Source organism: Trueperella sp. HMSC08B05 (genome assembly GCF_001808405.1).
In the GTDB taxonomy this organism is placed as follows: domain Bacteria; phylum Actinomycetota; class Actinomycetes; order Actinomycetales; family Actinomycetaceae; genus Trueperella; species Trueperella bernardiae.
The window spans coordinates 51,886-77,144 of record NZ_KV793229.1; the positions used below are offsets into that span (position 1 = coordinate 51,886).

Genomic DNA, 25,259 nt, shown 5'->3' on the forward strand with positions numbered 1-25,259 from the left:
CTGACTACTCCTATCGAGACTTCTTGCCGGTCTTGCGACGGCGCACGATGAGCTTGTCGCTGGGCTTGTTCGGATGACGGGTGCGAGATTCCTTCTGGCCCCACGGGGAGACCGGGTGACGTCCACCGGACGTCTTGCCCTCGCCACCACCGTGCGGGTGGTCGAACGGGTTCATGACGACACCGCGGACGGTCGGGCGGACGCCCTTCCAGCGCATGCGGCCAGCCTTGCCCCAGTTGATGTTCGACTGCTCGGCGTTGCCGACCTCACCAACGGTGGCGCGGCAGCGGGTGTCGACCAGGCGGATTTCGCCCGACGGCAGGCGCAGGTGGGCGTACTTACCTTCCTTCGCGACCAGCTGGACGGACGAGCCGGCCGAGCGGGCGATCTTGGCGCCGCCACCCGGGCGGAGCTCCACGGCGTGGATAATCGTACCGATCGGGATGTTACGGATCGGGAGGTTGTTGCCGGGCTTGATGTCCGCGTTCGGACCGTTCTCCACCATCGTGCCCTGCTTGACGCCTTCGGGGGCGAGGATGTAGCGCTTCTCGCCGTCGACGTAGTGCAGCAGCGCGATGCGCGCGGTGCGGTTCGGATCGTACTCGATGTGAGCGACCTTGGCGGGCACGCCGTCCTTGTCGTGACGACGGAAATCGATCACGCGGTACTGGCGCTTGTGGCCACCACCGATGTGACGCGTGGTGATACGACCGTGGTTGTTACGACCACCGGTCTTCGGCAGCGGGCGCAGCAGCGACTTCTCCGGCGTAGATCGGGTGATCTCGACGAAGTCGGCAACGCTCGAACCGCGACGACCCGGGGTCGTCGGCTTGTACTTGCGAATTCCCATGAGTGTTCCTCAATACTTCCCGTCGGCTTAGCCGACGATATCGCCGTAGATGTCGATGGTGCCCTCGCGCAGGGTGACGATGGCGCGCTTGGTGGCCTTGCGGCGGCCAATGCCATCGCGAGTGCGGCGGGCCTTGCCCTGACGGTTCTGGGTGTTAACCGAAGCAACCTTGACACCGAAGATCTTCTCGATCGCGATCTTGATCTCGGTCTTGTTGGCGCGCGGGTCAACGATGAACGTGTACTTGCCCTCGTCCTCGAGGCGGGCGGCCTTTTCGGAGGCTACCGGCTCGATGATGACGTCGCGAGGATCCTTGTTCTGGAACGCAGCGTGAGTCACTTCGTCTCCTCCTTGTTCGTCCATGCCTCGTAAGCAGCTTCGGTGAACACGACGTCGTCGGCGACGAGGACGTCGTACGCGTTGAGCTGGTCAAAGTAGAGCAAGTGTGCTTCCTGGGCGTTACGCAGCGACAGGATCGTCAGCTCGTCCGTGCGATCGACGACGACCAGCGCCTTGCGACCCTCGGTCACCTCGAGCAGGAACTTGAGTGCGACCTTGGTGGACGGCTTGTCGCCCTCCACGAAGCCCTTGACGATGTGCACGCGGTCATGCTTGGCACGATCCGAGAGCGACTGACGCAGAGCGGCAGCGATCATCTTCTTGGGGGTGCGCTGCGAGTAGTCGCGCGGGACAGGGCCGTGAACGACGCCGCCGCCGGTCCAGTGCGGCGCACGGATCGAGCCCTGGCGGGCGCGGCCGGTGCCCTTCTGGCGCCACGGCTTGATGCCGCCGCCGGAAACCTCACCGCGGGTCTTGGTCTTCGCGGCACCCGCGCGACGAGCGGCGAGCTGGGCGTTAACCACCTGGTGAAGCAGCGGAATGTTCGGCTCGAGACCGAAGACGGCCGAGTCGAGTTCCACGTTGCCGGCCTTCTTGCCGGTCAGATCAATAACGTCAACCTTGAGGTCCGCCATCGTTAGGCTCCCTTCGCGGCAGTACGGATCACGACGACGCCACCCTTGTTGCCGGGGATAGCGCCCGAGACAAGGAGAAGATCGTTCTCGGTGTCAACGGCGTGAATGGTCAGGTTCTGGACGGTGACGCGGGCGTTGCCCATGCGTCCAGACATCTTCTGGCCGCGGAAGACGCGACCGGGGGTTGCCGAAGCGCCGATCGAACCGGGCTTGCGGTGGTTGCGGTGCGCACCGTGCGAGGCGGAGACGCCGGCGAAGCCGTGACGCTTCATCGTGCCAGCGAATCCCTTGCCCTTCGACTTGCCGACGACGTCGACGCTCTGGCCGGCCTCGAACAGCTCCACGCCGAGCTCCTGGCCGAGCGTGTACTCGCCGGCGTCGGAGGTGCGGATCTCAGCAACGAAACGGCGAGGCTCGACGCCGGCCTTCTCGAAGTGGCCCGCGAGCGGCTTGGTGACGTTCTTGTTCTTCAGCTCGCCCGAGGCGATCTGCAGGGCCTCGTAGCCGTCGGTGTCCATGGTGCGAATCTGGGTGACAACGTTCTTGCCAACCTTGACCACGGTAACCGGAACGAGATTAGCGTTCTCGTCCCACACCTGGGTCATTCCTAGCTTAACGCCGAGGAGCGCCTTCACGGGCGCTGCGGCGGTCTTGTTCTTTGTCATGATGCGTTACCTCAGAGCTTGATCTCGACGCTGACATCTGCCGGGAGATCCAGGCGACGCAGGGTGTCAATTGTCTTCAGGGTCGGATCGACAATATCGATCAGTCGCTTATGCGTACGCATTTCGAACTGTTCGCGACTGTCCTTGTACTTGTGGGGCGAACGAATCACGGTAAAAACGCTGCGCTTCGTGGGCAGCGGCACCGGTCCCACAACCGACGCTCCAGTACGGGTAACTTCGTCGACGAGCTTTTTCGCTGCGTTGTCGATGACCTCGTGGTCATATGACTTCAGACGGATGCGGATCTTCTGTCCCGCCATGGCGTCGTCTCCCTCTCTCTACCTTCGGTGTTCACGTCCCCCGCAGTCGGGCGTGTCGCACCTGATGGAGGTAACAAACGAAGCCCTATGTGGTTTTGCGAACCCATTTTATGTACCGAATGCTTTCTGCCTTCGGCCAAGTTCACTCGCCCGGTCGTCCCGAGCAACTTTACTAGTATGACGTATCTTCCCCGGCCTTCGCCAACTTCAGCCGGCGATGGTGGCCAATCACACGCGCGGGGCGCGGTGTGGAGTTCTGTCCGGGGATCTATCTTAACACCGCACGCCGACCCCGACTAGGGTAGCCCCCTGTGAAGCGGCTGACAGGGTCGGGGCTAGAACTGCCTGGCTCTAGAGTTGCCCGACCCTAAAGCAGCCCGGCCCGCCGCGCGAACTCTGCCGGTGGGGTGTCATTGACATCGACAACGTCGGCCCCGCTCGCCCGCGCCGCCGCCAGGCCCGCCCGGGAGTCTTCGAAGACAAGGCAGTCGGCCGCCTCGACCCCGAGTCTCCTGGCTCCCAGGAGGTAGGGCCCCGGATCGGGTTTGCCGGGCACGTCGTCACTACCCGTCACGACGGTATTGAAGTACGTCTCCCCCAAGCTCTCAAGTGCGATGTCCACCAGATCCTTCGGCGTGGCCGTCACTAGCGCTTGGGCAATCCCCGCCTCGCGGAAGGCAACGAGCAGCTCACGCACTCCCGGCAACAACTCCACGAACGGGTAGGCCCGCTCGGCCATAAGCTCAGTGAGCTCGCCGAAAATCTCCATCGGCTCTGGCCGCGGCTTACCGCCACGCTCGACGGCGTCGGCAAGCCGGTTCGCGTGATCCAAGGTGGAGGCGCCGAGGATGAACTCGGTGTCCTCACTCCCCCACACCCCGCCGGCTGCCTTCACCACGTCCTCGGACAGCTCACCCCACGCCCACTCCGTGTCAACAATCGTGCCGTCCATGTCCCACAAGACGGCGGCGGGCAGCTTTCCAAGGAAGTCCAGATTCATGCCGCCATCCTATCGTGGCCCGCCGACAGGAGCGATCCGGGCCCGGCAGCCACTCACGTGCGGACCGCTCATGTGCGGGTCGGCCGCACACGGGCCGGCAACGTGCTGGCCCCCGCGTGGAATACACCGGGCCAACACGCCGGGCCAACATCCCGGCCGACACCCGCGGGAATAGCAGTGGGCCCCAGCCGAAGCTGGGGCCCACTCAAGCAATCAGAAGATTACTTGATGATCTTGGTGACTCGACCTGAGCCAACGGTGCGGCCACCCTCACGGATAGCGAAGCCGAGGCCCTCCTCCATGGCGATCGGCTGGATGAGTTCGACCGTCATCTCGGTGTTGTCGCCAGGCATGACCATCTCGGTGCCCTCGGGCAGCGTGATGACGCCGGTGACGTCCGTGGTACGGAAGTAGAACTGCGGACGGTAGTTGGTGAAGAACGGGTTGTGACGACCGCCCTCCTCCTTCTTCAGGATGTAGACCTGAGCCTCGAAGTTGGTGTGCGGGGTAATGGTACCCGGCTTGGCAACAACCTGGCCACGCTCCACGTCCTCACGGCGGGTGCCGCGCAGGAGCAGACCACAGTTCTCGCCGGCGTCGGCGTGATCCATCTGCTTGTGGAACATCTCGATACCGGTGACGGTGGTCTTCTGCGGGGCGCGGATGCCGAGGATCTCGACTTCCTCGTTGATGTTGAGCAGACCACGCTCGACACGGCCGGTCACCACGGTGCCACGGCCGGTGATGGTGAAGACGTCCTCAATCGGCATGAGGAACGGCTTGTCGAGGTCGCGGACCGGATCCGGGAAGTAGGAATCCACGGCGTCCATGAGCTCGAGGACGGAGTTAACCCACTTCTCCTCGCCCTCAAGAGCCTTCAGAGAGGAGATCTGGACCACGGGGGCGTTGTCGCCGTCGTAATCCTGCGAGGACAGGAGGTCACGGACCTCCATCTCGACGAGCTCGATGAGCTCCGGATCGTCAACCATGTCGCACTTGTTCAGCGCAACGATGATGTCCGGCACGCCAACCTGGCGGGCGAGCAGGACGTGCTCGCGGGTCTGCGCCATCGGGCCGTCGGTTGCGGCCACAACGAGGATGGCGCCGTCCATCTGAGCAGCACCGGTAATCATGTTCTTGATGTAGTCGGCGTGGCCCGGGGCGTCAACGTGCGCGTAGTGACGCTTCGGCGTCTGGTACTCAACGTGGGAGACGTTGATGGTAATACCACGCTGACGCTCTTCCGGAGCGTTGTCGACCTTGTCGAACGGGGTGAACTCGTTCAGTTCCGGGTACTTGTCCGCCAGCACCTTGGTGATAGCGGCGGTCGTCGTCGTCTTACCGTGATCGACGTGACCGATGGTGCCGACGTTCATGTGCGGCTTGGACTTGTCGTACTTGGCCTTGGCCACTTGCGCCCTCCTGGGACTAGATTGACTCTTTAGCTTGATCGCACGCCTGGGCGCGCACCGCTAAATGAATCTTACTTTTCTGCTACTTACTTGTAAATTCCAGCGGCTTACTCGCCGTGAGCCTTCTGGATGATCTCGTCCGAAACGTTCTTCGGAACTTCCTGATACTTCGCGAACTGCATGGTGTACACGGCGCGGCCCTGCGTCTTGGAACGCAGGTCGCCGACGTAACCGAACATTTCGGAAAGCGGAACCAGGGCGCGGACGATCTTGACGCCAGTGGCATCCTCCATCGAGGCGATCTGGCCACGACGGGAGTTGAGATCACCGATGACGTCACCCATGTACTCCTCCGGGGTACGGACTTCGACATCCATGATCGGCTCGAGAATGATCGGCTTGGCTCGCTTGATGCCCTCGCGGAACACCATCTGGCCGGCGATCTTGAACGCCATCTCCGAGGAGTCGACGTCGTGGTAGGCGCCGTCCTCAAGCGTGGCCTTCACGTTCACCATCGGGAAGCCGGCAAGCACACCGTTCTCCATGGCCGCCTGGATACCCTGGTCGACCGACGGGATGTACTCGCGCGGGACGCGGCCACCCGTGACCTCGTCCACGAACTCGTAGGTGACGCCCTCTTCGTTCTCCTCCAGCGGCTCGAAGGTGACGATGACCTTCGCGAACTGGCCGGAACCACCCGTCTGCTTCTTGTGGGTGTACTCGATGTGCTCGGCCTTGCCGCGAATGGTCTCGCGGTAAGCAACCATCGGCGCACCGACGTTCGCCTCGACCTTGAATTCGCGCTTCATGCGGTCCACGAGCACGTCAAGGTGGAGCTCGCCCATGCCGCCGATGACGGTCTGGCCGGACTCCTCGTCCAGGCGGACGGTGAAGGTCGGATCTTCTTCGGCGAGCTTCTGGATAGCGATGCCGAGCTTCTCCTGGTCGGCCTTCGACTTGGGCTCAACGGCCACGTGGATCACCGGGTCCGGGAAGGTCATCGACTCGAGCAGCATCGGGGCGTCGATCGCGGAAAGGGAGTCGCCCGTCGTCGTGTCCTTCAGGCCGATGACGGCGTAGATGTTACCTGCCGACGCCGAATCCACCGGCTGCTCCTTGTTGGAGTGCATCTGGAAGATCTTCGACACGCGCTCCTTCTTGCCCTTGGAGGCGTTGAGGATCTGGTCGCCCGGCTCGATCTTGCCCGCGTAGACGCGGACGTAGGTCAGACGGCCGAAGAACGGGTGCGCGGCGATCTTGAACGCCAGAGCCGCGAACGGCTCGGACGTCGCGGGCTTGCGCTCGATCACAACCTCCTCGTCCTTGACATCCATGCCCTTGATGAGGCCGATGTCGAGCGGCGAGGGCAGGAAGTCAACGACGGCGTCGAGCACCGGCTGCACGCCAATGTTCTTGTAGGCCGAACCGGCGAAGATCGGGTAGAGCTCGCCAGCGATCGTGAGCTTACGGATGCCGGCCTTGAGCTCGTCAACCGTGATCTCCTCGCCGCCGAGGTACTTCTCCAGAAGGGCCTCGTCGGTCTCGGCCACGGTCTCAACCAGCTCGTTGTAGAGTTCCTCCGCCTTGTCCGCGAGCTCGGCTGGGATTTCCTCTTCGACAACGATGGAGCCCATCGTGTCGTTGCCCTTGTCGTCCTTGGCCGGGAAGCGCAGCGCCTTCTTGTTCAGGACGTCAACGACACCGGACAGGTCTGACTCAGCACCGATCGGGAAGGCCATGACCAGCGGGGTCGCCTTGAGGCGATCGCGGATGGTCTGCACGGCGTGATCGAAGTCGGCGCCCATCTTGTCCATCTTGTTGATGAAGCAGATGCGCGGGACGTTGTACTTGTCAGCCTGACGCCACACGGTCTCAGACTGCGGCTCCACGCCTTCCTTGCCGTCGAACACCGCAACGGCGCCGTCGAGGACGCGCAGCGAGCGCTCCACCTCAACCGTGAAGTCCACGTGGCCGGGGGTGTCGATGATGTTGATCTGGTTGTTGTGCCAGAAGGTGGTGACGGCAGCCGACGTAATCGTGATGCCGCGCTCCTTCTCCTGCTCCATCCAGTCGGTGGTGGACGCACCGTCGTGCGTCTCGCCCATCTTGTAGTTCAGGCCGGTGTAGAACAGAATGCGCTCGGTCGTGGTGGTCTTACCAGCGTCGATGTGCGCCATAATGCCGATGTTGCGGACCTTGTTCAGATCCTTCTGTGGTGTATGTGCCACGTTTTGGCTCTCCTAAAATTCAGGCCGGGCGGCCGTTTTTACCAGCGGTAGTGAGCGAAGGCGCGGTTGGCCTCAGCCATACGGTGGACATCCTCGCGGCGCTTGACGGCGGCACCGAGGCCGTTGGAGGCGTCCATGATCTCGTTCTGGAGGCGCTCGAGCATCGTGTTCTCGCGGCGGTCGCGCGAGTAGTCCACAAGCCAGCGGATCGCGAGGGCGTTCGCGCGGTTCGGCTTGACCTCGGTGGGCACCTGGTAGGTGGCACCGCCGACGCGGCGGGAGCGGACCTCGAGCTGCGGGCGGATATTGTCCAGGGCGCGCTTGAGCACCTCAAGCGGCTCCTGGCCGGTCTTCTCGGCGACGCCGGCCAGCGCGCCGTAAACAATGCGCTCGGCGGTGGACTTCTTGCCGTCACGAAGCACGCGGTTGATCACCTGGGTGACCACGGGCGAGCCGTGGACCGGATCGTTAACGAGCGGGCGCTTGCGGATGGGACCCTTACGAGGCATTACTTCTTCTCCTTCTTCGCACCGTACTTGGAGCGGCCCTGGCCGCGGCTCTTCACGCCCTGCGTGTCAAGCGCGCCACGGACGATGTGGTAGCGAACGCCGGGGAGGTCCTTCACACGGCCACCGCGGACGAGCACGATCGAGTGCTCCTGGAGGTTGTGACCCTCGCCGGGGATGTAAGCCGTGACCTCAACGCCGGAGGAAAGGCGAACACGAGCAACCTTACGAAGAGCCGAGTTCGGCTTCTTCGGGGTGGTGGTGTACACACGCGTGCAAACGCCGCGACGCTGCGGGCTCCTCTTCAGGCCCGGGGTCGCGGAGCTGGACGCCTTGCTGGAGCGGCCCTTGCGGACCAGCTGCTGAATAGTAGGCACTACTTCTCCTGTATATGAGTTCAGATCGTCGAACTGCCCGCCTGCTCGGTCGAACGTGCGGGTGAAAGGACACCGTACCTTCCACGCGCCCACGGGCTGTCTTTATCGCCGGCGGCATGAGCAACTATCACCAATCCGGCGCCGCAACGCCACCCCGTGGGACGGGCACCGCGTTCCAGAATAGCGTTAGCGCGCCAATCCGGTCAAAGATTGTGACCGAAACGCGTGCGTGGCGCTACCCACACGGCGTCGTTCCCAGGGCCGTCCGGCAGGGGCGAACATGAGGGAACTCACCACGCCGGCACGCCCGAGTCGTAGACGCCTCCGAAGGTCTGCCTGCGGCCGGGTGTAGGATGCACAACGATTGACGTTCGCCCATGATGGAGCCTGCCATGACCACCGACCCCACCCAACATAGCGCGCCCGCCTCCGCCGGCCGCCTTCACCGCGGCCTTCGCGCCCGCCACCTCAACATGATCGCCATCGGCGGCGCGATCGGCACGGGGCTGTTCGTCGCTTCCGGCGCCACAATCTCCCAGGCCGGCCCCGGCGGCGCCCTGCTCGCCTACGCGCTGATCGGCATCATGGTCTTCTTCCTCATGCAGTCGCTGGGTGAGATGGCCACCTACTCCCCCGTTGCCGGCTCCTTCGGCGAGTACGGCACGCGCTACGTCAGCCCATCGTTCGGGTTCGCGATGGGGTGGAATTACTGGTTCAACTGGGCGATCACCGTGGCCGCCGAGCTCGTGGCCGCCGCGCTCGTCATGGCCTACTGGTTCCCGGATACGCCGTCGATCGTGTGGTCGGCACTCTTCCTCGTCATCCTTTTCCTTATTAATGCGATCTCCGCGCGCACGTTTGGCGAGGGCGAATTCTGGTTCGCCGCAATCAAGGTGGTCACGGTCCTCGTCTTCCTCGGCCTCGGCGTGCTCATGATCGCGGGCATCATGGGCGGCACCTCCCCCGGCACAGCGAACTGGACCACGGGCGACGCCCCGTTCGTGGGCGGCGGGCTCGGCATTCTGTCCGTGTTCATGATCGCCGGCTTCTCCTTCCAGGGCACCGAGATGGTCGGCATCGCGGCCGGCGAGGCCCAGGACCCCGACCGCACCATCCCCCGCGCCATCCATGCCGTCTTCTGGCGCATCCTCATCTTCTACATCGGCGCCATCGCCGTCATCGGCTTCCTCCTGCCCTACACCGATCCCGCGCTCCTCAACCCTGGCGGCGACATCGCTCTGTCCCCCTTCACCCTCGTCTTCGAGCGTGCCGGCATCGCCGCGGCGGCCGCGATCATGAACGCAGTCATCCTCACCTCGGTGCTGTCGGCCGGCACCTCGGGGCTGTACGCCTCCACCCGCATGCTTTACGGCCTTGCCAAGTCCGGCCAGGCTCCCGCGATTTTCGCGACGACGACCCGGCGCGGCATCCCCATGGCCGCCCTGCTCGCCACCACGGCGGTGGGCGCGGCCTCCTTCCTCACCTCCCTCATCGGCGACGGCGAAGCCTACACCTGGCTCGTCAACGCCTCCGGGCTGGCCGGGTTCATCACCTGGGTGGGCATCGCGTGGAGCCACTACAAGTTCCGCAAGGCGTACGTGGCCCAGGGCCACGACCCCGCCGAGCTGCCTTTCCGCGCGTCGTTCTTCCCCCTCGGACCGCTCCTGGCGCTCGCGATGACGCTGGTGGTGATCGTCGGCCAGAACACCGAGGCACTCCTGGGCGACACGGAGTTCATGTCGCTACTGTCCAGCTACATCGGCCTGCCGCTGTTCCTGGCGCTGTGGGCTGGGCACAAGCTCATCACGCGCGCGCCGGCGGTCAAGCCGCTGGAGGCGGATCTGACCCGGCGTTCGGACGCCGACTAACTGCGCGCCCCTGCGGGCTTCCTGAGCCCTCACGCCATTGACCACGTTCGATAGCATCACGGACATAGATCCGTATTTGAGCCGCTACTACTTCTATAGCCCTAAAGAGACCAGCAAGTCCTGGCTCTTCCCGCGGACTACCTGCTCGATTCCTCGACAACGGCAAGCCGCGCGCCCGAATCACCCAGGGTTCAAGTGTTCATCGAGACCTCGATGTCACTCGCAACGCGGGATTCCGGCGGAATGGCATATGCAGACTTCGGATCCAGCGTGAAGGTCACCGGAATCGTCTCTGGAATCAAGAACCCGCTCATCGGAAAGTCGACTACATACGTAGTGGATTGGCGCAAGATCGCCGCCACATATGCCGCGCGGCTGATGCTCTAGTAAGGAAGGACCATGATGAAGCACAAGGTTTTGATAACCGCGGCGCTGTATCTGGCAGCCCTCGCCGCATGCACGAATTCCGAGGCGCTTACTGTGCCCACCCTCCCGCGCGAGACGGAAGGCCCCCTAGCCGCTAAACTGAACACTCTCACCCGCATCGACGTTGCGGAGGGGTACGCCTGCCCCATTGTCGGGGACGATACGCTCATCGTCTTTTCCGAGCCGGTATCTGCGAGCGACGCCAAGTCGATCACGGTCGGAGACGTCACCATCAAGGTCGGCGAGTCTTTCGAGACCAGCGTCACGCATGAGATCCCAGATGGATTCGAATGCGGTGGCAAGCTCTACCCGCAGGCAGAACACGTCATCTTCCCCGGTGTCAACCTCGTCGACCTGGATTAGCGGCTCTTCCCAGTTCAGCGCGTGGTGCGCAAAGCTCGTGAATATGTCGGCTGCCGAATCCTATAGGAGCCTGGTTGGCCCCAGATTCACGACTTGTGTCGGGCGTAGCCGCTACGCCACAGGTACACGGCCACGACGGCGACCACCGTGAAGATGACGCCCCCACGGGAAGTGCGACAGCTGGGAGGACTGCTGGACCTGCGCGATCTCCTCCGCCGGGTTACCCTCGGCCAAGGCGAGGCTCGGTCCGGGCTGGGTATCGACAGCCGCAGTAGAAACGGTCGTTAAATGAGTGGTCTCCCCATAGGCGAGAGCAACGGGAAAGGCAAGGCGGATGGAAAGCGCCGCCGTGAAAGCACCAAGTCGCGCACGTCACGCCCCGCGCCAGCGCAGGTCCGCACAAAACGAGGCTGGGCCGGAAAGAATCCGGCCCAGCCTCACATTCTTCGCAGCCCTAGAAGTTCAGACCGTATCCGTAGCCCATCGACGTGTCGTAGTCGTCAAGCGAGCTGTAACCGTAGATGTCGTCGAACGAATCCAGGCCGCCGAACGTGTTGAGCTGCTCGTACTCCGAACGAGCCTCCGACGTCGGCTCCACCTTGACGTGGCGCAGCTGCTCCAGGCCGGTACCGGCCGGGATGAGCTTACCGAGGATGACGTTCTCCTTCAGACCATCAAGCGGATCGGACTTCGCGTTGAGCGCCGCCTCCGTCAACACCTTCGTGGTCTCCTGGAAGGACGCCGCGGACAGCCACGAGTCGGTGGCCAGCGACGCCTTCGTGATACCCATCAGCTCCGGACGGCCCGACGCCGGCTTCCCGCCTTCCGCCATCGCGGCGCGGTTGGCCTGCTCGAACTGGGCCACGTCCACCAGCTCACCCGGGAGCAACGTGGTGGTGCCGGCCTCGAGAACGGTGACGCGGCGCAACATCTGGCGCACGATGACCTCGATGTGCTTGTCGTGGATCTCCACGCCCTGCGAGCGGTACACGTTCTGCACCTCGGACACGAGGTGGAGCTGGGCCACGCGGCGGCCGGAGATACGCAGCACCTTCTTCGGGTCAACCGAACCCTCAACCAGCTGCTGGCCCACCGGTACGTGAGCGCCCTCGGGCACGAGGAGCTTGGCGCGCTTGGCCACCAGGTAGGTGAGGTCCTCGTCGCCGTCGTCGCGCTTGATGATGAGGCGGCGGGAACGCTCAAGGTCCTCGATCTCAAGGCGGCCGGCGGCCTCAGCGATCGGCGCCTCACCCTTCGGGGTGCGCGCCTCGAAGAGCTCCTGGACACGCGGCAGACCCTGGGTGATGTCCTCGGCCGACGCCGCACCACCCGTGTGGAAGGTACGCATCGTCAGCTGGGTGCCGGGCTCGCCAATCGACTGGGCGGCCACGATGCCCACGGCCTCGCCGATGTCCACCAGCTTGCCGGTGGCGAGCGATCGGCCGTAGCACTTGGCGCACGTGCCCACGCGCGAGTCACAGGTGAGGACCGAGCGCACGTGGATCTGCTTGATCCCCGCGGCGAGCAGGTTCTCGAGTGCGACGTCGCCGATGTCGGTGCCGGCCGCGACGACGACATTCCCGTCGGCGTCCAGCGCATCCTTGGCGAGCGTGCGTGCGTAGACCGACGTGTCGATGTCTTCGGAACGGATGAGCTCGGCGGATGCCCACTCGGCGGCCGAGACCTCCTTCTCGGTGACCTCGGTCGGAACGCCGTCCACCGTGGCCAGGCGCAGCTCGTTGCCGTCGGAATCGAGTGCCACGATCGGCTTGGGCAGGCCGCGGCTGGTGCCGCAGTCGGCCTCGCGAACGATGACGTCCTGCGCCACGTCCACCAGACGACGGGTCAGGTAGCCCGAGTCAGCCGTACGCAGAGCGGTATCGGCCAGACCCTTACGCGCACCGTGCGTTGCGGTGAAGTACTCGAGCGCCGACAGGCCCTCGCGGTAGTTCGACTTGATCGGACGCGGAATGATCTCGCCCTTCGGGTCGGCCACGAGGCCACGCATACCGGCAACCTGACGAATCTGCATCCAGTTGCCTCGCGCCCCGGACTGAACCATCTGGTTGATGTTGTTCAGGTCGTCGAAGTTCTTGCGCATCTCGTCGGCAACCATGTTGGTCACCTCAGTCCACAGGGCCACCAGGTCACGGCGGCGGTCCTCGTCGCGGATGTTGCCTTCCTGGAAGTCCTGCTCGATCTTCGCAGCGCGCTCCTCGGCCTCCTCCAGGATCTTCGTCTTGTTCGCAGGCGCGATCACGTCAGACACCGCGATGGTCACGCCGGAGCGGCCACCCCAGTAGAAGCCCGTCTCCTTCAGCGCGTCCAACGACGCCGCCGCGTCGACCTTCGGGTAACGCTCGGCAAGCTCGTTGACGATGCCGCCCAGCACCTTCTTGCCCACGGGCTCGTTGACGAACGGGAACGTGGTGGGAAGGGCGTCGTTGAACAGGGCGGTGCCGAGCGTGGTGGTGAGGATGACGTCGTCGCCCTCCTCGTACCCCTCGGGCGCAGCCCAATCGCGCGGCGGGATGATCTCGTCAGCCTTCCAGCGGATGTGAACCGGGGCGTTAAGGTGGAGCTCGCCCAGGTCGTGGGCCATCTCCGCCTCCGCAACAGACGTGAAGTAGCGCCCGGCGCCCACCTCGTTCTCACGCACGGTGGTGAGGTGGTACAGGCCGATAATCATGTCCTGCGCCGGCACGGTGACCGGGCGCCCGTCGGACGGCTTGAGGATATTGTTGGCCGACAGCATGAGTACGCGGGCCTCGGCCTGCGCCTCCACCGACAGCGGAAGGTGAACAGCCATCTGGTCGCCGTCGAAGTCCGCGTTGAAGGCGGAACACACGAGCGGGTGCAGGCGGATCGCCTTACCCTCGATCAGCTGCGGCTCGAAGGCCTGGATACCCAGGCGGTGGAGGGTAGGTGCGCGGTTGAGCAACACCGGGTGCTCCTGGATAACCTCTTCGAGCACGTCGAAGACCTCGTCACGCTGACGCTCGATGAGTCGCTTGGCGGCCTTGATGTTCTTGGCCAGCTCCAGGTCCACCAGGCGCTTCTGCACGAACGGCTTGAACAGCTCGAGCGCCATGGTCTTCGGCAGACCACACTGGTGAAGCTTGAGGGTGGGGCCAACCACGATAACCGAACGGCCCGAGTAGTCCACGCGCTTACCCAGCAGGTTCTGACGGAAGCGGCCCTGCTTGCCCTTGAGCATGTCGGAGATCGACTTGAGCGGACGGTTGCCCGCGCCCTGGACCGGGCGGCCACGGCGGCCGTTGTCGAACAGGGCGTCCACGGCCTCCTGAAGCATGCGCTTCTCATTGTTGACCATGATCTCCGGTGCCTTCAGCTCCAGCATGCGCTGCAGGCGGTTGTTGCGGTTGATGACGCGGCGGTAGAGATCGTTGAGGTCGGACGTGGCGAAGCGGCCGCCGTCGAGCTGCACCATCGGGCGAAGATCCGGCGGGATCACCGGGATCGCGTCGAGCACCATCGCCTCCGGCGGGGTGTTCGAGTGCAGGAAGGCGTTGACCACCTTGATGCGCTTGAGCGCGCGGGTCTTGCGCTGGGCGGTGCCGTTCTCGATTTGGTCCACGAGCAACTCGTGCTCGGCCTCCAGGTCGAAGCTCTTGAGGCGACGCTGAATGGCCTCCGCGCCGCGCGAAGCCTGGAAGTAGTCGCCCCAGCGGGTCTCCATCTCGCGGTAGGCGACCTCGTCGCCCTCCAGGTCGCCCACCTTGAGCTTGGTGAACTTGTCCCAAATTTCCTCGAGGTTGGCGATCTCGGCCTCGTAGCGGGCACGCACGCGGCGCGTGTCGGCCTGCGTGGAGCGCTTGATCTTGCCGCGCGACGCGGCGTCCTCACCGGCAGCCTCCGCCTCGGCCAGGGTCTGCTCCTCGGCCTTCAGCGCCTGCTCGACGGCGGCGTCGCGCTCCTTGAGCAGGTTCTCCCGCTCGAGCTCGTACTCGGCCGTGAGCGAGGGCATGTCATCGTGACGGCGCTGCTCGTCCACATCGGTGACCATGTAGGCCGCGAAGTAGATGACCTTCTCCAGGTCCTTCGGCGCGATGTCCAGCAGGTAGCCCAGGCGCGAGGGCACGCCCTTGAAGTACCAAATGTGGGTGACCGGCGCGGCCAGCTCAATGTGGCCCATGCGCTCACGGCGCACCTTCGAACGCGTGACCTCAACGCCACAGCGCTCGCACACGATCCCCTTGTACCGGGGGCGCTTGTACTTGCCGCACGCGCACTCCCAGTCGCGGGTGGGGCCGAAGATCTGCTCGCCGAAAAGACCGTCCTTTTCCGGCTTGAGCGTACGGTAGTTAATGGTTTCCGGCTTAGTGACGGTGCCGTGCGACCACTTGCGCACATCCTCCGACGTGGCAAGGGAGATCGAGAGTTGATCGAAAAGATTGACGTCGAGCAAGATTCCTACATCCTCAGTTCTTCACGCCTCAATTGTGGCCATTGGCAGGTGGAGCGGCGGGCGTTCGCCGCCCCACCCACAAGAGTCAGAAGTCAGAGCCGGACTCGAGCCCCTCGAGGCCGGTGGTGATACCTGCTGACTGCGGCGAACGGAAGGCGTCCTCGTCCGCATCCTGCAGCGAGATCGCGTTTCCGCCCGCGTCGAGGGCCTCCACGTTCAGGCACAGCGAACGCATTTCCTGAACGAGGACCTTGAACGATTCGGGCAGGCCCGGCTCGGGGACGTTGTCGCCCTTCACGATCGCCTCGTAGACCTTCACACGGCCAACCGTGTCGTCCGACTTGATGGTCAGCATCTCCTGCAGGGTGTGCGCGGCGCCGTAAGCCTCCAGCGCCCACACCTCCATCTCACCGAAGCGCTGGCCGCCGAACTGGGCCTTACCGCCCAGCGGCTGCTGGGTGACCATCGAGTACGGGCCCGTGGAACGGGCGTGGATCTTGTCGTCCACCAGGTGGTGAAGCTTGAGCATGTACATGTAGCCCACCGACACCGGATCCGGGAACGGCTCGCCGGTGCGGCCGTCGAACAAGCGAGCCTTGCCCGCGGCGTCAACCATACGATCGCCGTCTCGGTTCGGGTTCGTGTTCGCGAGCAGGCCGTTGAGCTCGTCGGACAGGACGCCGTCGAACACCGGGGTGGCCACGGTACGATCCGGGCCGGCCTTGACGGCCCGCTCGGGCAGACGCACGGCCCACTCTTCGCCGGCTTCGCGCGCCGCGGTGGCGTCCCAGCCCTGCTTCGCCACCCACCCGAGGTGGAGCTCGAAGACCTGGCCCAGGTTCATACGCGAGGGCACGCCCAGCGGGTTGAGCACGATGTCGACCGGGGTGCCGTCCTCCATGAACGGCATGTCCTCCACCGGCAGGATTCGCGAGATGACGCCCTTGTTACCGTGGCGGCCGGCCATCTTGTCGCCAATCGAGATCTTGCGGCGCTGAGCGATGTGCACGCGGACTGACTGACGGATGTCCGAGGGCAGCTCGTCGTGGTTCTCGGCTGAGAACTCCTTGACGCCGATGACGATACCGGACTGGCCGTGCGGGACGCGCAGCGAGGTGTCGCGCACTTCCTTCGCCTTCTCGCCGAAGATCGCGCGCAGCAGGCGCTCCTCCGACGTCAGCTCGGTCTCGCCCTTCGGGGTGATCTTGCCAACCAGGATGTCGCCGGCCACGACCTCGGCGCCCACGCGGATGATACCGCGCTCGTCGAGGTGGGAGAGCATCTCCTCCGACACGTTCGGGATGTCCCGGGTGATCTCCTCCGGGCCCAGCTTCGTGTCACGCGCGTCGACCTCGTGCTCCTCGATGTGGATTGAGGTCAGAAGGTCCTCTGACTGGCAACGCTGAGAGACGATGATCGCGTCCTCGTAGTTGTAACCGTTCCACGCCATGAAGGCCACGAGCAGGTTCTGGCCGAGCGCGAGCTCGCCGCCCTCGGTGGCCGGGCCGTCCGCGATGAGCGAGCCCTTCTCCAGGCGATCGCCCTCGCTCACCACGACCTTCATGTTGGTGCAGTTGCCCGGGTTGGAGCGCTCGAACTTCGTCAGTCGGTACGTGAAATACGTGCCCTCGTCCTCTTCCACGGTCACGTGGTCGGCCGAGACCTCGGTCACGACGCCGCCCGCGCGGGCCACGAGAACATCTCCCGCATCGACCGCTGCGCGCATCTCAATGCCCGTGCCCACGAGCGGGGCGACCGGCTTGATGAGCGGCACGGCCTGACGCTGCATGTTCGCACCCATGAGGGCTCGATTCGCGTCGTCGTGCTCGAGGAACGGGATGGCGGCGGTACCCACCGACACCATCTGACGCGCCGAGACGTCCATGTAGTCGACCTCGTCGGCTGGGATCAGCGCCGGCTCACCGCCGGGGAGGCGAACGAGGACTTCCGCCTCGAGGAACTTCCCGTTCTCATCCATCGGCGCGGCGGCCTGAGCGACAGTGTAGCGGTCCTCATCCGCAGCATCGAGGTAGTCGATCTGGTTGGTGACAACCCCGTTTTCGACCTTGCGATACGGGGTCTCAATGAAGCCGAACGCGTTGACACGGCCGTAGGTGGCCAGCGAGCCGATCAGGCCAATGTTCGGACCTTCCGGGGTCTCAATCGGACACATGCGCCCGTAGTGGGACGGGTGGACGTCTCGCACTTCCATCGACGCGCGGTCACGCGACAGGCCGCCCGGGCCGAGAGCCGACAGGCGGCGCTTGTGGGTCAGGCCCGCCAGCGGGTTGTTCTGGTCCATGAACTGCGACAGCTGGGAGGTTCCGAAGAACTCCTTAATCGCGGCAACGATCGGACGGATGTTAATGAGCGACGACGGCGTGATCGCCTCAGCATCCTGGGTGGTCATACGCTCGCGGACCATGCGGTCGAGGCGGGCCAGACCGGTGCGCACCTGGTTTTGGATCAGTTCACCAACGGCGCGGATGCGGCGGTTGCCAAAGTGGTCGATGTCGTCGTCCTCCACCACGACCTCACGGCCGGCGTCGACGGTCACGGTGGTCTTCTCCCCCGCGTGCAGCGCGAGGAGGTAGCGCAGGGTGGCGGTGATGTCCGACAACTGGAGCTGACGGTCCTTGCCCTCCGGGTCAAGGCCCAGCTTCTTGTTGAGCTTGTAGCGGCCCACGTTCGCCAGGTCATAGCGCTTGGGGTTGAGATAGAAGTTGTTGAGCAGCGTGCGGCCGGCCTCGGCCGTGGGCGGCTCGCCCGGGCGAAGCTTACGGTACAGATCCTGGAGGGCCTCCTCCTGGGTGTGAACCGTGTCCTTCTCCAGGGTGTCAATAAGGATCGGGTACTGCGCGAACTCCTCGCGGATCTCCGCCTCGGTCATGCCAAGAGCCTTGAGGAACACGGTCACCGACTGCTTACGCTTGCGGTCCACGCGAACGCCCACAGAATCGCGCTTGTCGATCTCAAACTCCAGCCACGCACCGCGCGAGGGGATGATCTTCGTGTTGTAGATCAGCTTGTCCGAGGTCTTGTCCGCGCTGCGCTCGAAGTACACGCCCGGGGAACGCACCATCTGGGACACGACCACGCGCTCGGTGCCGTTGATGATGAACGTACCCTGCGGGGTCATGAGCGGGAAGTCACCAATGAAGGTGGTCTGAGACTTGATCTCGCCCGTCTCATAGTTCTGGAACTCGGCCGTCACGTAGAGCGCGGCGGAGTAGGTCAGGTCCTTCTCCTTGCACTCGGCGATCGACGCCTTCTCGCCTTCGAGGTGCGGGTTGGACAGCACCAGACCCATGGTCTCAGCGGTGTTCTGGATCGGGGAGACCTCATCAAAGATCTCCTCAAGACCAGACTTCTCATCCGTGGCAGCGTTCTTGCGCCACTCCTCCGAGCCGATCAGCCACCCGTAGGAGGAGGTCTGAAGTCCGAGAAGGTCCGGGACCGGCAGCGGCTCGTGGAGCTTAGCGAAAGACACGCGATCCGAGGCGAGCTTGCCGTCAACAAAGGTGGTATTAAAGGTGCGCGAAGCAGCCAAAGGGTGATCCTTCCCTCTATGTCGGTTAGGCCGTGCGCGAGGCCGTCACCAGCACAAACCTCGAGCTAGGGATGCATCCTTGCGAGAGCTCCTAGCTAACCTGGGCATGGCAAATGAAAGTCCGCGCAAGTTTCAAATTTACCGCTTTGGCGTAGGGAAGTCTATCCCCCGCCCTGTGGAAGGGGTCACGACACCTATGTAGCACCCGCGATCCTCGAATCACCTCGCTGCGGTCGCTGCAGAAGAGGGTTCCTCGATGCACAGGGCCATGTGATTCCGGCAATGCCGGCTCCCAAGACTATCGCACGCCACGCCCGCCAATGCAAGTACCGGCCCGGCGTGTGGAAAAGCCCCCGCGCTGATCCGGAAGGATCAAGCGCGGGGGCCCATGCGGCTAGGCCGCAAAAATTACTTGAGCTCCACCTTGGCGCCGGCGGCCTCGAGCTTAGCCTTGGCCTCCTCAGCGGCCTCCTTGGCAACGCCCTCGAGGACGGGCTTCGGAGCGCCGTCAACGAGGTCCTTGGCCTCCTTCAGGCCGAGCGAGGTCAGAGCGCGGACCTCCTTGATGACCGCGATCTTGGTGGCGCCGGCATCAGCGAGGATGACGTCGAACTCCGACTTCTCCTCCTCAGCAGCGGCGGCTTCGCCAGCAGCCGGGGCGGCAGCAGCGGCGACGGCGACCGGAGCGGCGGCCTCGACGTCGAACTCCTCCTCGAACTTCTTCACGAAGTCGGAGAGCTCGATCAGGGTGAGCTCCTTGAAAGCATCGATGAGCTCGTCAACAGTGAGCTTGGCCATGGTAGACCTTCCTTCCTTTGCCTACTTGCGAGGCAGTTCCCTCAGGTGAGGATTTAACAATTGGTGGGTGCTGCTAGGCAGCGGCTTCCTGCTTCGCACGCAGGGCGTCAACGGTACGGACCGTCTTCGTGGCGGATGCCTTGAAGACGAATGCAGCCTTGACCATCGAAGCCTTGAGGGCTCCGGCGGCCTTCGCGAGGAGAACCTCACGCGACTCAAGATCAGCAAGGGCCTTGACGCCGTCGACGTCGAGGATCTGGCCTTCCATCACGCCGGACTTGAGCACGAGCTTGTCGTTGTCCTTCGCGAAGTTCTTCAGTGCCTTGGCTGCGGAAGCGATGTCACCGGTGACGAAAGCGAGGGCGGTGGGGCCGGTCAGGTCTGCATCCAGACCCTCAACACCAGCGTCCTTCGCAGCGATGCGCACGAGCGTGTTCTTAGCGACGTGGTAACGCACATCAGAGCCGAGCGCGCGGCGCAGAGTCTTCATCTGCTCCACGGTCAGTCCGCGGTACTCCGTCAGAAGAACGGCGTCAGAGTTACGGAATTCTTCCGTCAGCTGCGCGATCTCTGCAGACTTTTCGGTCCGCTTCATGGGACCTCCTTCCGATGGTTTGCCACAGTTTTCACGCAATAAAAAACCTCGCGCACGCAGGCACGAGGAGATTCACGAAGAATAATTCTCTTGTCATACCTACGCGGGTTTTCATTGAATGAAATTAACTCCGAAGAGACCTGCGGTCTTGGGCATGAATCAGACTAACGCCTTCGCCCCAGCCGGGCAAGGCCGCGCGGGCGAACGTGCGTCACTTCACGACGCCGTTGCTCGCCTCGCACCCTCACTGCCCGTGTTCGCGTAGCTCGTGGGAGATGCGATGGACGAGCATGTCGAGGGCCACGAGGTTGCGCCCGCCCTCGGGAATAATGATGTCGGCCCGGCGCTTGGAGGGCGCCACGTACAGTTCGTGCATCGGCTTGACGGTGGTCAGATATTGCTGCTCCACCGATTCGATCGTACGCCCGCGCTCGATCACGTCGCGCTTGACGCGGCGCAGGATCCGCACGTCGGCGTCGGTCTCCACGAACAGCTTGACGTCGAACATGTCGCACAGGCGCTCCTCGACGAAGAGCACGATCCCCTCCACGAGGATGACGGGCGCCGGCTCGATCCGGATCGTCTCCTTCGCCCGCGTGTGCTGGGCGTAGTCGTACGTGGGGCAGTCGATCGCCTGGCCGCCGATGAGTTGGTGGAGCTGGTCGATCATCAGGTCGTTGTCGAAGGCGTCCGGGTGATCGTAGTTGAGCTTGGCGCGTTCCTCGAGCCGCAGGTCGTCGTGAGGGCGGTAGTAGTTGTCGTGGAAAACGACCGCGGTGCGCGGAGCGAACTTCGCCTCGATCGCCCGGGTCAAGGTGGTCTTCCCACTACCGGTACCGCCCGCGATCCCGATCACCATCGGCTTAGCCATACGCGCTCCTCTTCCCGCTCCCACTCAAGTCTGACGTGGTGAATATAGGGCAAAGGCCCGCACGTTGGTGCGGGCCTTTGCCGATAACACTTAGGCGTCGTTGTCGGCCAGCTTCGACACGTCCAGGCGGATGCCCGGGCCCATCGTGGTCGACACGGTTGCCTTCTTCACGTAGCGGCCCTTAGCCGAGGACGGCTTGAGGCGCAGGACCTCTTCGCGAACAGCCACGTAGTTCTGGTAGAGCTGCTCGGTGGTGAACGAGGTGTTGCCCACGATGAAGGCGAGGTTGCCGTGCTTGTCCACGCGGAACTCGATGCGGCCGCCCTTGATGTCCGAGACAGCCTTGGCCACGTCCATGGTCACGGTGCCGGTCTTGGGGTTCGGCATGAGGCCGCGGGGGCCGAGCACGCGGCCCAGGCGGCCGACCTTGCCCATCATGTCCGGGGTGGCCACGGCGGCGTCGAAGTCGGTCCAGCCGCCGGCGACCTTCTCGATCAGCTCGTCGTCGCCGACCTCGTCCGCACCGGCGTCGATCGCGGCCTGGGCGTTCGGGCCCTGGGCGAAGACGATGACGCGGGCAGTCTTGCCCGTGCCGTGCGGAAGGATAGCCGTTCCGCGAACCAGCTGGTCAGCCTTGCGCGGATCAACGCCCAGGCGGAACATCACTTCGACAGTGGAGTCGAACTTGGTCACGGAGGTCTTCTTGGCAAGGTCCATCGCCTCCAGCGGGGTGTAAAGCTCACCCGGCTGAATCAGTTCAGCGGCCTTGCGGTAATTCTTAGAGCGCTTTGCCATGTCTGCATTTCTCCTAGTTGGCAGTCGTGGGAAACGAACCCGCTCCGGGCTCTACCACGGCGATCGATGATCGCTAATTAAATCTCGTCGGTGGTGACGCCCATCGAACGCGCGGTGCCAGCGATGATGCGAGCGGCGTTGTCGATGTCGTTAGCGTTCAGGTCCGGCTCCTTGGTCTTGGCGATCTCGCGCAGCTGATCTGCGGTGAGGTGGCCGACCTTGTTGGTGTGCGGGACACCGGAACCCTTCGCGATTCCCGCTGCCTTCTTAATGAGCTCAGCAGCCGGCGGGGTCTTGGTCACGAAGTCGAACGAGCGATCTTCGTAGACGGTGATCTCGACCGGGATGACGTTTCCACGCTGGGACTCGGTCGCGGCGTTGTAGGCCTTGACGAAGTCCATGATGTTCACGCCATGCTGACCCAGCGCGGGGCCAATCGGCGGTGCAGGGGTAGCGGCTCCAGCTTCGATCTGGAGCTTAATCAGACCTGCAACCTTCTTCTTGGGTGGCATATTTGATCCTTCTTGTTTATCTACAAACCGCCATCATGGCAACGATGGCGGGCGCCCAACGGCGGCAAAGAAGCGGTGTGTTTCCACGCCCGGTTCGGAGAAACCGGGTTAGTCCATCTTCTCCACTTGGCCGAAGGACAGGTCGACCGGGGTTTCCTGGCCGACAAGAGTCATGAGCACGGTGAGCCTCTGGTTCGCCGCGTCAACCTGAGAAATTGTAGCGGGCATTCCGACCCACGGCTCCGTGGTAAGTGTCACGGTCTCGCCAACCTCGTAGTCGGCAACGATGGCCGGGGCGCCCGAGGTAACGGGCTTTCCAGCGGCCTTGGCCGCCTCGGCGGCCTCCTGCTCGACCACGGGGGTGAGCATTTGCACGACCTCGGATTGCGTGAGCGCCACCGGATCACGGCCGTTGCCCACGAAGCCGGTCACACCGTTCGTGTCCTGAACGGTCCGCCACGAATCGTCCGTCATCTCCATCCGGATGAGGGCATATCCTGGCATGCGCACGCGCGTCACCAGCTTACGCTGGCCCTTCTTGACCTCGAACACCTCTTCCATCGGCACCTGAACTTCGAAGATGTAATCTTCCATGTTCATGGTGTGAGCACGCGATTCGATGTCCTGCTTGACGCGCTTTTCGTAGCCGGCGTACGTGTGTAGCACGTACCAGTCGCCCGGCAGCCCGCGCAGGCGCGCCCGCACGGTCTCCTCCGTCACGACGCCGTCGTCCTCAGGCGCGGCCTCGGACTCGGGAGCGTCCAGCTCAGCTTCCACCTCCGACACGGCGGCAACCGGCGCCGCGGCGTCGTCCACGGAAAGCTCCTCGAGATCCTCGACGCCAGCCGTAGCTTCGGCGTCGACCGGCAGTGCCTGCTCGGGCTTGTCGGAGAAAATATCGTCGTTCGATTGAGACATTGATTCCCTATTCCTAGCCAAAGATCCAGAACATGGCCTGGTTGAAGACCACGTCAATCACGCCCACGAACACCATGACCACGGCCACGAAGAACACGACTGTGAGGAAGAGCTGCCACAGCTCCTTGCGGGTGGGGCGCTGGACCTTCTTGAGCTCGGCGACAACCTCCTTGAAGAAGGTAATAATGCGCTGCCACAGGCCCTTGGACTCGGACTCGCGTCGAGATGCTGCTTGGCTCACTAGGGTGTCCTCTCGGTAATGTGGAAAACGACCCTAATCTAGGGCCGCCTTCATTGCAGGGCAGGAGGGACTCGAACCCACAACCGCCGGTTTTGGAGACCGGTGCGCTACCAATTGCGCCACTACCCTAAAGACGTCAGAACTATTATGCCTGATGTCGCTGTGGTGTTGCCAATGAGCAACTCGCAACAGTCTAGTGACAAACGCGCCGCAGGTCTAGGCGGCTGGGGGTTACCCTGCTGTAATTTGGACCACTTGGCCCGCTTTTCGGAATGATTCTTCCTGATCGGCGCACTTCGTGCGACCATAGTGACCATGGCAACAGAACCACGCAATAGAGTCTCCCAGCGCCTCGCGGCGCTCCAGCCCTCGGCCACCCTGGCCGTTGACGCGAAGGCTAAGGCCCTCAAGGCCGCCGGCCAGCCTGTCATCGGCTTCGGCGCCGGCGAACCGAACTTCCCCACCCCGGCCCACATCGTCGCCGCCGCGATTGATGCAGCCTCCGATCCGAAGAACCACAAGTACACGATCGCCAAGGGTCTGCCCGAGCTACGCGCGGCGATTGCGGAGAAGACGAAGGCCGACTCGGGCGTCGTCGTCGATCCGGACAACATCATCGTGACCAACGGCGGCAAACAGGCCGTCTTCCAGGCGTTCGTCTCGCTGCTCGACGACGGCGACGAGGTCATCCTTCCCGCCCCGTACTGGACCACCTACCCCGAGGCGATTACCCTGTGTGGCGGCGTGCCCGTGGAGGTCTTCGCCGGCTCGGACCAGGACTACAAGGTGACGGTGGATCAGCTGGAGGCCGCGCGCACGGACCGCACCAAGGTACTCCTGCTGTGCTCCCCGTCCAACCCCACCGGCTCGGTCTACACCCCCGATGAGCTACGCGCGATCGGCGAGTGGGCGCTGGACAACGGCATCTGGGTGATCTCAGATGAGATCTACGAGCACCTCATCTACGCGGGCGAGATGGCCTACATCCTGCGCGAGGTGCCGCAGCTGCAGAACCAAACGATCATCGTCAACGGCGTGGCCAAGACGTACGCGATGACGGGCTGGCGCGTGGGCTGGATGCACGGCCCGGCTGACGTGATGAAGAAGGTGGCGAACTTCCAGTCCCACATCACCTCCAACGTCAACAACGTGGCCCAGCGCGCCGCGATCGCGGCCCTCACTGGCGACCAGGGCGTGGTGGAGGAGATGAAGGAGGCCTTCGACCGCCGCCGGAAGACCCTCGTGACGATGCTGCGGGAGATCGAGGGCTTTGAGGTACCGGAGCCCACCGGCGCCTTCTATGTGTTCCCCAACGTCCAGGCCGTGCTCGGCAAGGAGATCAACGGCCGGGTGGCCACCACCACCTCCGAGCTGGCCGAGATCATCCTCGAGGAGGCCCAGGTGGCTGTCGTGCCGGGCGAGGCCTTCGGCGCGCCGGGCTACATCCGCCTCGGCTACGCGCTGGGCGATGAGGACCTGGTGGAGGGTGTGGAGCGCATTCAGCGCCTGTTCGCATAAGCCCCTATCTGGCTGGCTCGCCCGGGCGGTTTGCCCGGGCGAG

At 63.9% G+C, this 25,259-nt stretch carries 22 protein-coding genes and 1 tRNA gene; 3 read left to right on the forward strand and 20 right to left on the reverse strand.

Annotated features, from left to right (window positions below):
- Positions 1-10: 10 nt before the first annotated feature.
- From rplB to rpsL, 10 genes are all read right to left on the reverse strand, one after another.
- A complete protein-coding gene (rplB, locus tag HMPREF3167_RS00600; RefSeq protein ID WP_062613579.1) occupies positions 11-850 on the reverse strand; it encodes a 50S ribosomal protein L2 in 840 nt (279 codons plus the stop codon).
- Positions 851-877: 27 nt separating this feature from the next.
- The gene (gene rplW, locus HMPREF3167_RS00605) at positions 878-1,189 is read right to left on the reverse strand and encodes a 50S ribosomal protein L23 (protein WP_236698671.1); all 312 of its coding nucleotides are present in this window, start codon (positions 1,187-1,189) and stop codon (positions 878-880) included.
- Complete coding sequence (rplD, locus tag HMPREF3167_RS00610) at positions 1,186-1,824, reverse strand: 50S ribosomal protein L4 (protein ID WP_070444888.1); 639 nt, start codon at positions 1,822-1,824, stop codon at positions 1,186-1,188. Before rplD ends, rplW begins: the two co-directional genes overlap by 4 nt.
- Positions 1,825-1,826: 2 nt before the next feature.
- Positions 1,827-2,489 carry a 50S ribosomal protein L3 gene (gene rplC, locus HMPREF3167_RS00615; protein ID WP_062613582.1) on the reverse strand — a complete coding sequence of 221 codons (663 nt, stop codon included), beginning with the start codon at positions 2,487-2,489 and terminating at the stop codon, positions 1,827-1,829.
- An 11-nt stretch (positions 2,490-2,500) separates the two neighbouring features.
- Positions 2,501-2,809, reverse strand: coding sequence for a 30S ribosomal protein S10 (gene rpsJ / locus HMPREF3167_RS00620; protein WP_024963332.1), 309 nt, complete (start codon positions 2,807-2,809; stop codon positions 2,501-2,503).
- A gap of 367 nt (positions 2,810-3,176) precedes the next feature.
- Positions 3,177-3,809, reverse strand: coding sequence for an HAD family hydrolase (locus HMPREF3167_RS00625; protein ID WP_062613583.1), 633 nt, complete (start codon positions 3,807-3,809; stop codon positions 3,177-3,179).
- 221 nt (positions 3,810-4,030) lie between these two features.
- A complete protein-coding gene (tuf, locus tag HMPREF3167_RS00630; protein ID WP_068538836.1) occupies positions 4,031-5,221 on the reverse strand; it encodes an elongation factor Tu in 1,191 nt (396 codons plus the stop codon).
- Positions 5,222-5,328: 107 nt separating this feature from the next.
- Complete coding sequence (fusA, locus tag HMPREF3167_RS00635; RefSeq protein ID WP_062613585.1) at positions 5,329-7,398, reverse strand: elongation factor G; 2,070 nt, start codon at positions 7,396-7,398, stop codon at positions 5,329-5,331.
- Between the two features lie 89 nt (positions 7,399-7,487).
- Entirely contained in the window at positions 7,488-7,958 is a 471-nt protein-coding gene (rpsG, locus tag HMPREF3167_RS00640) for a 30S ribosomal protein S7 (RefSeq protein WP_062613586.1), read from the reverse strand.
- On the reverse strand, positions 7,958-8,332 hold the full coding sequence (gene rpsL / locus HMPREF3167_RS00645; protein WP_062613587.1) for a 30S ribosomal protein S12: 375 nt from the start codon (positions 8,330-8,332) through the stop codon (positions 7,958-7,960). The genes rpsG and rpsL overlap by 1 nt, the downstream gene beginning before the upstream one ends.
- Before the next feature lie 392 nt (positions 8,333-8,724).
- On the opposite strand from rpsL, the gene HMPREF3167_RS00650 reads away from it, so the two are divergent.
- Both HMPREF3167_RS00650 and HMPREF3167_RS00660 read left to right on the forward strand, forming a co-directional pair.
- Entirely contained in the window at positions 8,725-10,200 is a 1,476-nt protein-coding gene (locus HMPREF3167_RS00650; protein ID WP_101923780.1) for an amino acid permease, read from the forward strand.
- A gap of 399 nt (positions 10,201-10,599) precedes the next feature.
- The gene (locus tag HMPREF3167_RS00660) at positions 10,600-10,989 is read left to right on the forward strand and encodes a hypothetical protein (protein WP_068538834.1); all 390 of its coding nucleotides are present in this window, start codon (positions 10,600-10,602) and stop codon (positions 10,987-10,989) included.
- Between the two features lie 454 nt (positions 10,990-11,443).
- On the opposite strand, the gene rpoC is transcribed toward HMPREF3167_RS00660, so the two are convergent.
- The 10 genes from rpoC to HMPREF3167_RS00710 all read right to left on the reverse strand — a co-directional run bounded on the left by rpoC (position 11,444) and on the right by HMPREF3167_RS00710 (position 23,827).
- Entirely contained in the window at positions 11,444-15,418 is a 3,975-nt protein-coding gene (gene rpoC / locus HMPREF3167_RS00665) for a DNA-directed RNA polymerase subunit beta' (RefSeq protein ID WP_070444891.1), read from the reverse strand.
- A gap of 85 nt (positions 15,419-15,503) precedes the next feature.
- Positions 15,504-18,968 carry a DNA-directed RNA polymerase subunit beta gene (locus tag HMPREF3167_RS00670; RefSeq protein ID WP_070444894.1) on the reverse strand — a complete coding sequence of 1,155 codons (3,465 nt, stop codon included), beginning with the start codon at positions 18,966-18,968 and terminating at the stop codon, positions 15,504-15,506.
- A 408-nt stretch (positions 18,969-19,376) separates the two neighbouring features.
- Positions 19,377-19,766 carry a 50S ribosomal protein L7/L12 gene (gene rplL / locus HMPREF3167_RS00675; protein ID WP_062613593.1) on the reverse strand — a complete coding sequence of 130 codons (390 nt, stop codon included), beginning with the start codon at positions 19,764-19,766 and terminating at the stop codon, positions 19,377-19,379.
- 73 nt (positions 19,767-19,839) lie between these two features.
- Positions 19,840-20,361 carry a 50S ribosomal protein L10 gene (gene rplJ / locus HMPREF3167_RS00680; protein ID WP_068538832.1) on the reverse strand — a complete coding sequence of 174 codons (522 nt, stop codon included), beginning with the start codon at positions 20,359-20,361 and terminating at the stop codon, positions 19,840-19,842.
- A 244-nt stretch (positions 20,362-20,605) separates the two neighbouring features.
- Positions 20,606-21,232: a uridine kinase gene (gene udk, locus HMPREF3167_RS00685; protein WP_070444897.1), complete on the reverse strand. Its 627-nt coding sequence runs from the start codon at positions 21,230-21,232 to the stop codon at positions 20,606-20,608.
- 90 nt (positions 21,233-21,322) lie between these two features.
- On the reverse strand, positions 21,323-22,027 hold the full coding sequence (gene rplA, locus HMPREF3167_RS00690; protein ID WP_062613596.1) for a 50S ribosomal protein L1: 705 nt from the start codon (positions 22,025-22,027) through the stop codon (positions 21,323-21,325).
- A 77-nt stretch (positions 22,028-22,104) separates the two neighbouring features.
- The gene (gene rplK, locus HMPREF3167_RS00695) at positions 22,105-22,539 is read right to left on the reverse strand and encodes a 50S ribosomal protein L11 (protein WP_062613597.1); all 435 of its coding nucleotides are present in this window, start codon (positions 22,537-22,539) and stop codon (positions 22,105-22,107) included.
- A gap of 108 nt (positions 22,540-22,647) precedes the next feature.
- Positions 22,648-23,457: a transcription termination/antitermination protein NusG gene (nusG, locus tag HMPREF3167_RS00700; protein WP_062613598.1), complete on the reverse strand. Its 810-nt coding sequence runs from the start codon at positions 23,455-23,457 to the stop codon at positions 22,648-22,650.
- A 13-nt stretch (positions 23,458-23,470) separates the two neighbouring features.
- Entirely contained in the window at positions 23,471-23,698 is a 228-nt protein-coding gene (gene secE, locus HMPREF3167_RS00705; RefSeq protein WP_062613599.1) for a preprotein translocase subunit SecE, read from the reverse strand.
- A 56-nt stretch (positions 23,699-23,754) separates the two neighbouring features.
- A tRNA-Trp gene (locus HMPREF3167_RS00710) sits at positions 23,755-23,827 on the reverse strand.
- Positions 23,828-24,013: 186 nt separating this feature from the next.
- On the opposite strand from HMPREF3167_RS00710, the gene HMPREF3167_RS00715 reads away from it, so the two are divergent.
- Positions 24,014-25,216 carry a pyridoxal phosphate-dependent aminotransferase gene (locus HMPREF3167_RS00715; protein WP_062613699.1) on the forward strand — a complete coding sequence of 401 codons (1,203 nt, stop codon included), beginning with the start codon at positions 24,014-24,016 and terminating at the stop codon, positions 25,214-25,216.
- Positions 25,217-25,259: the final 43 nt, after the last annotated feature.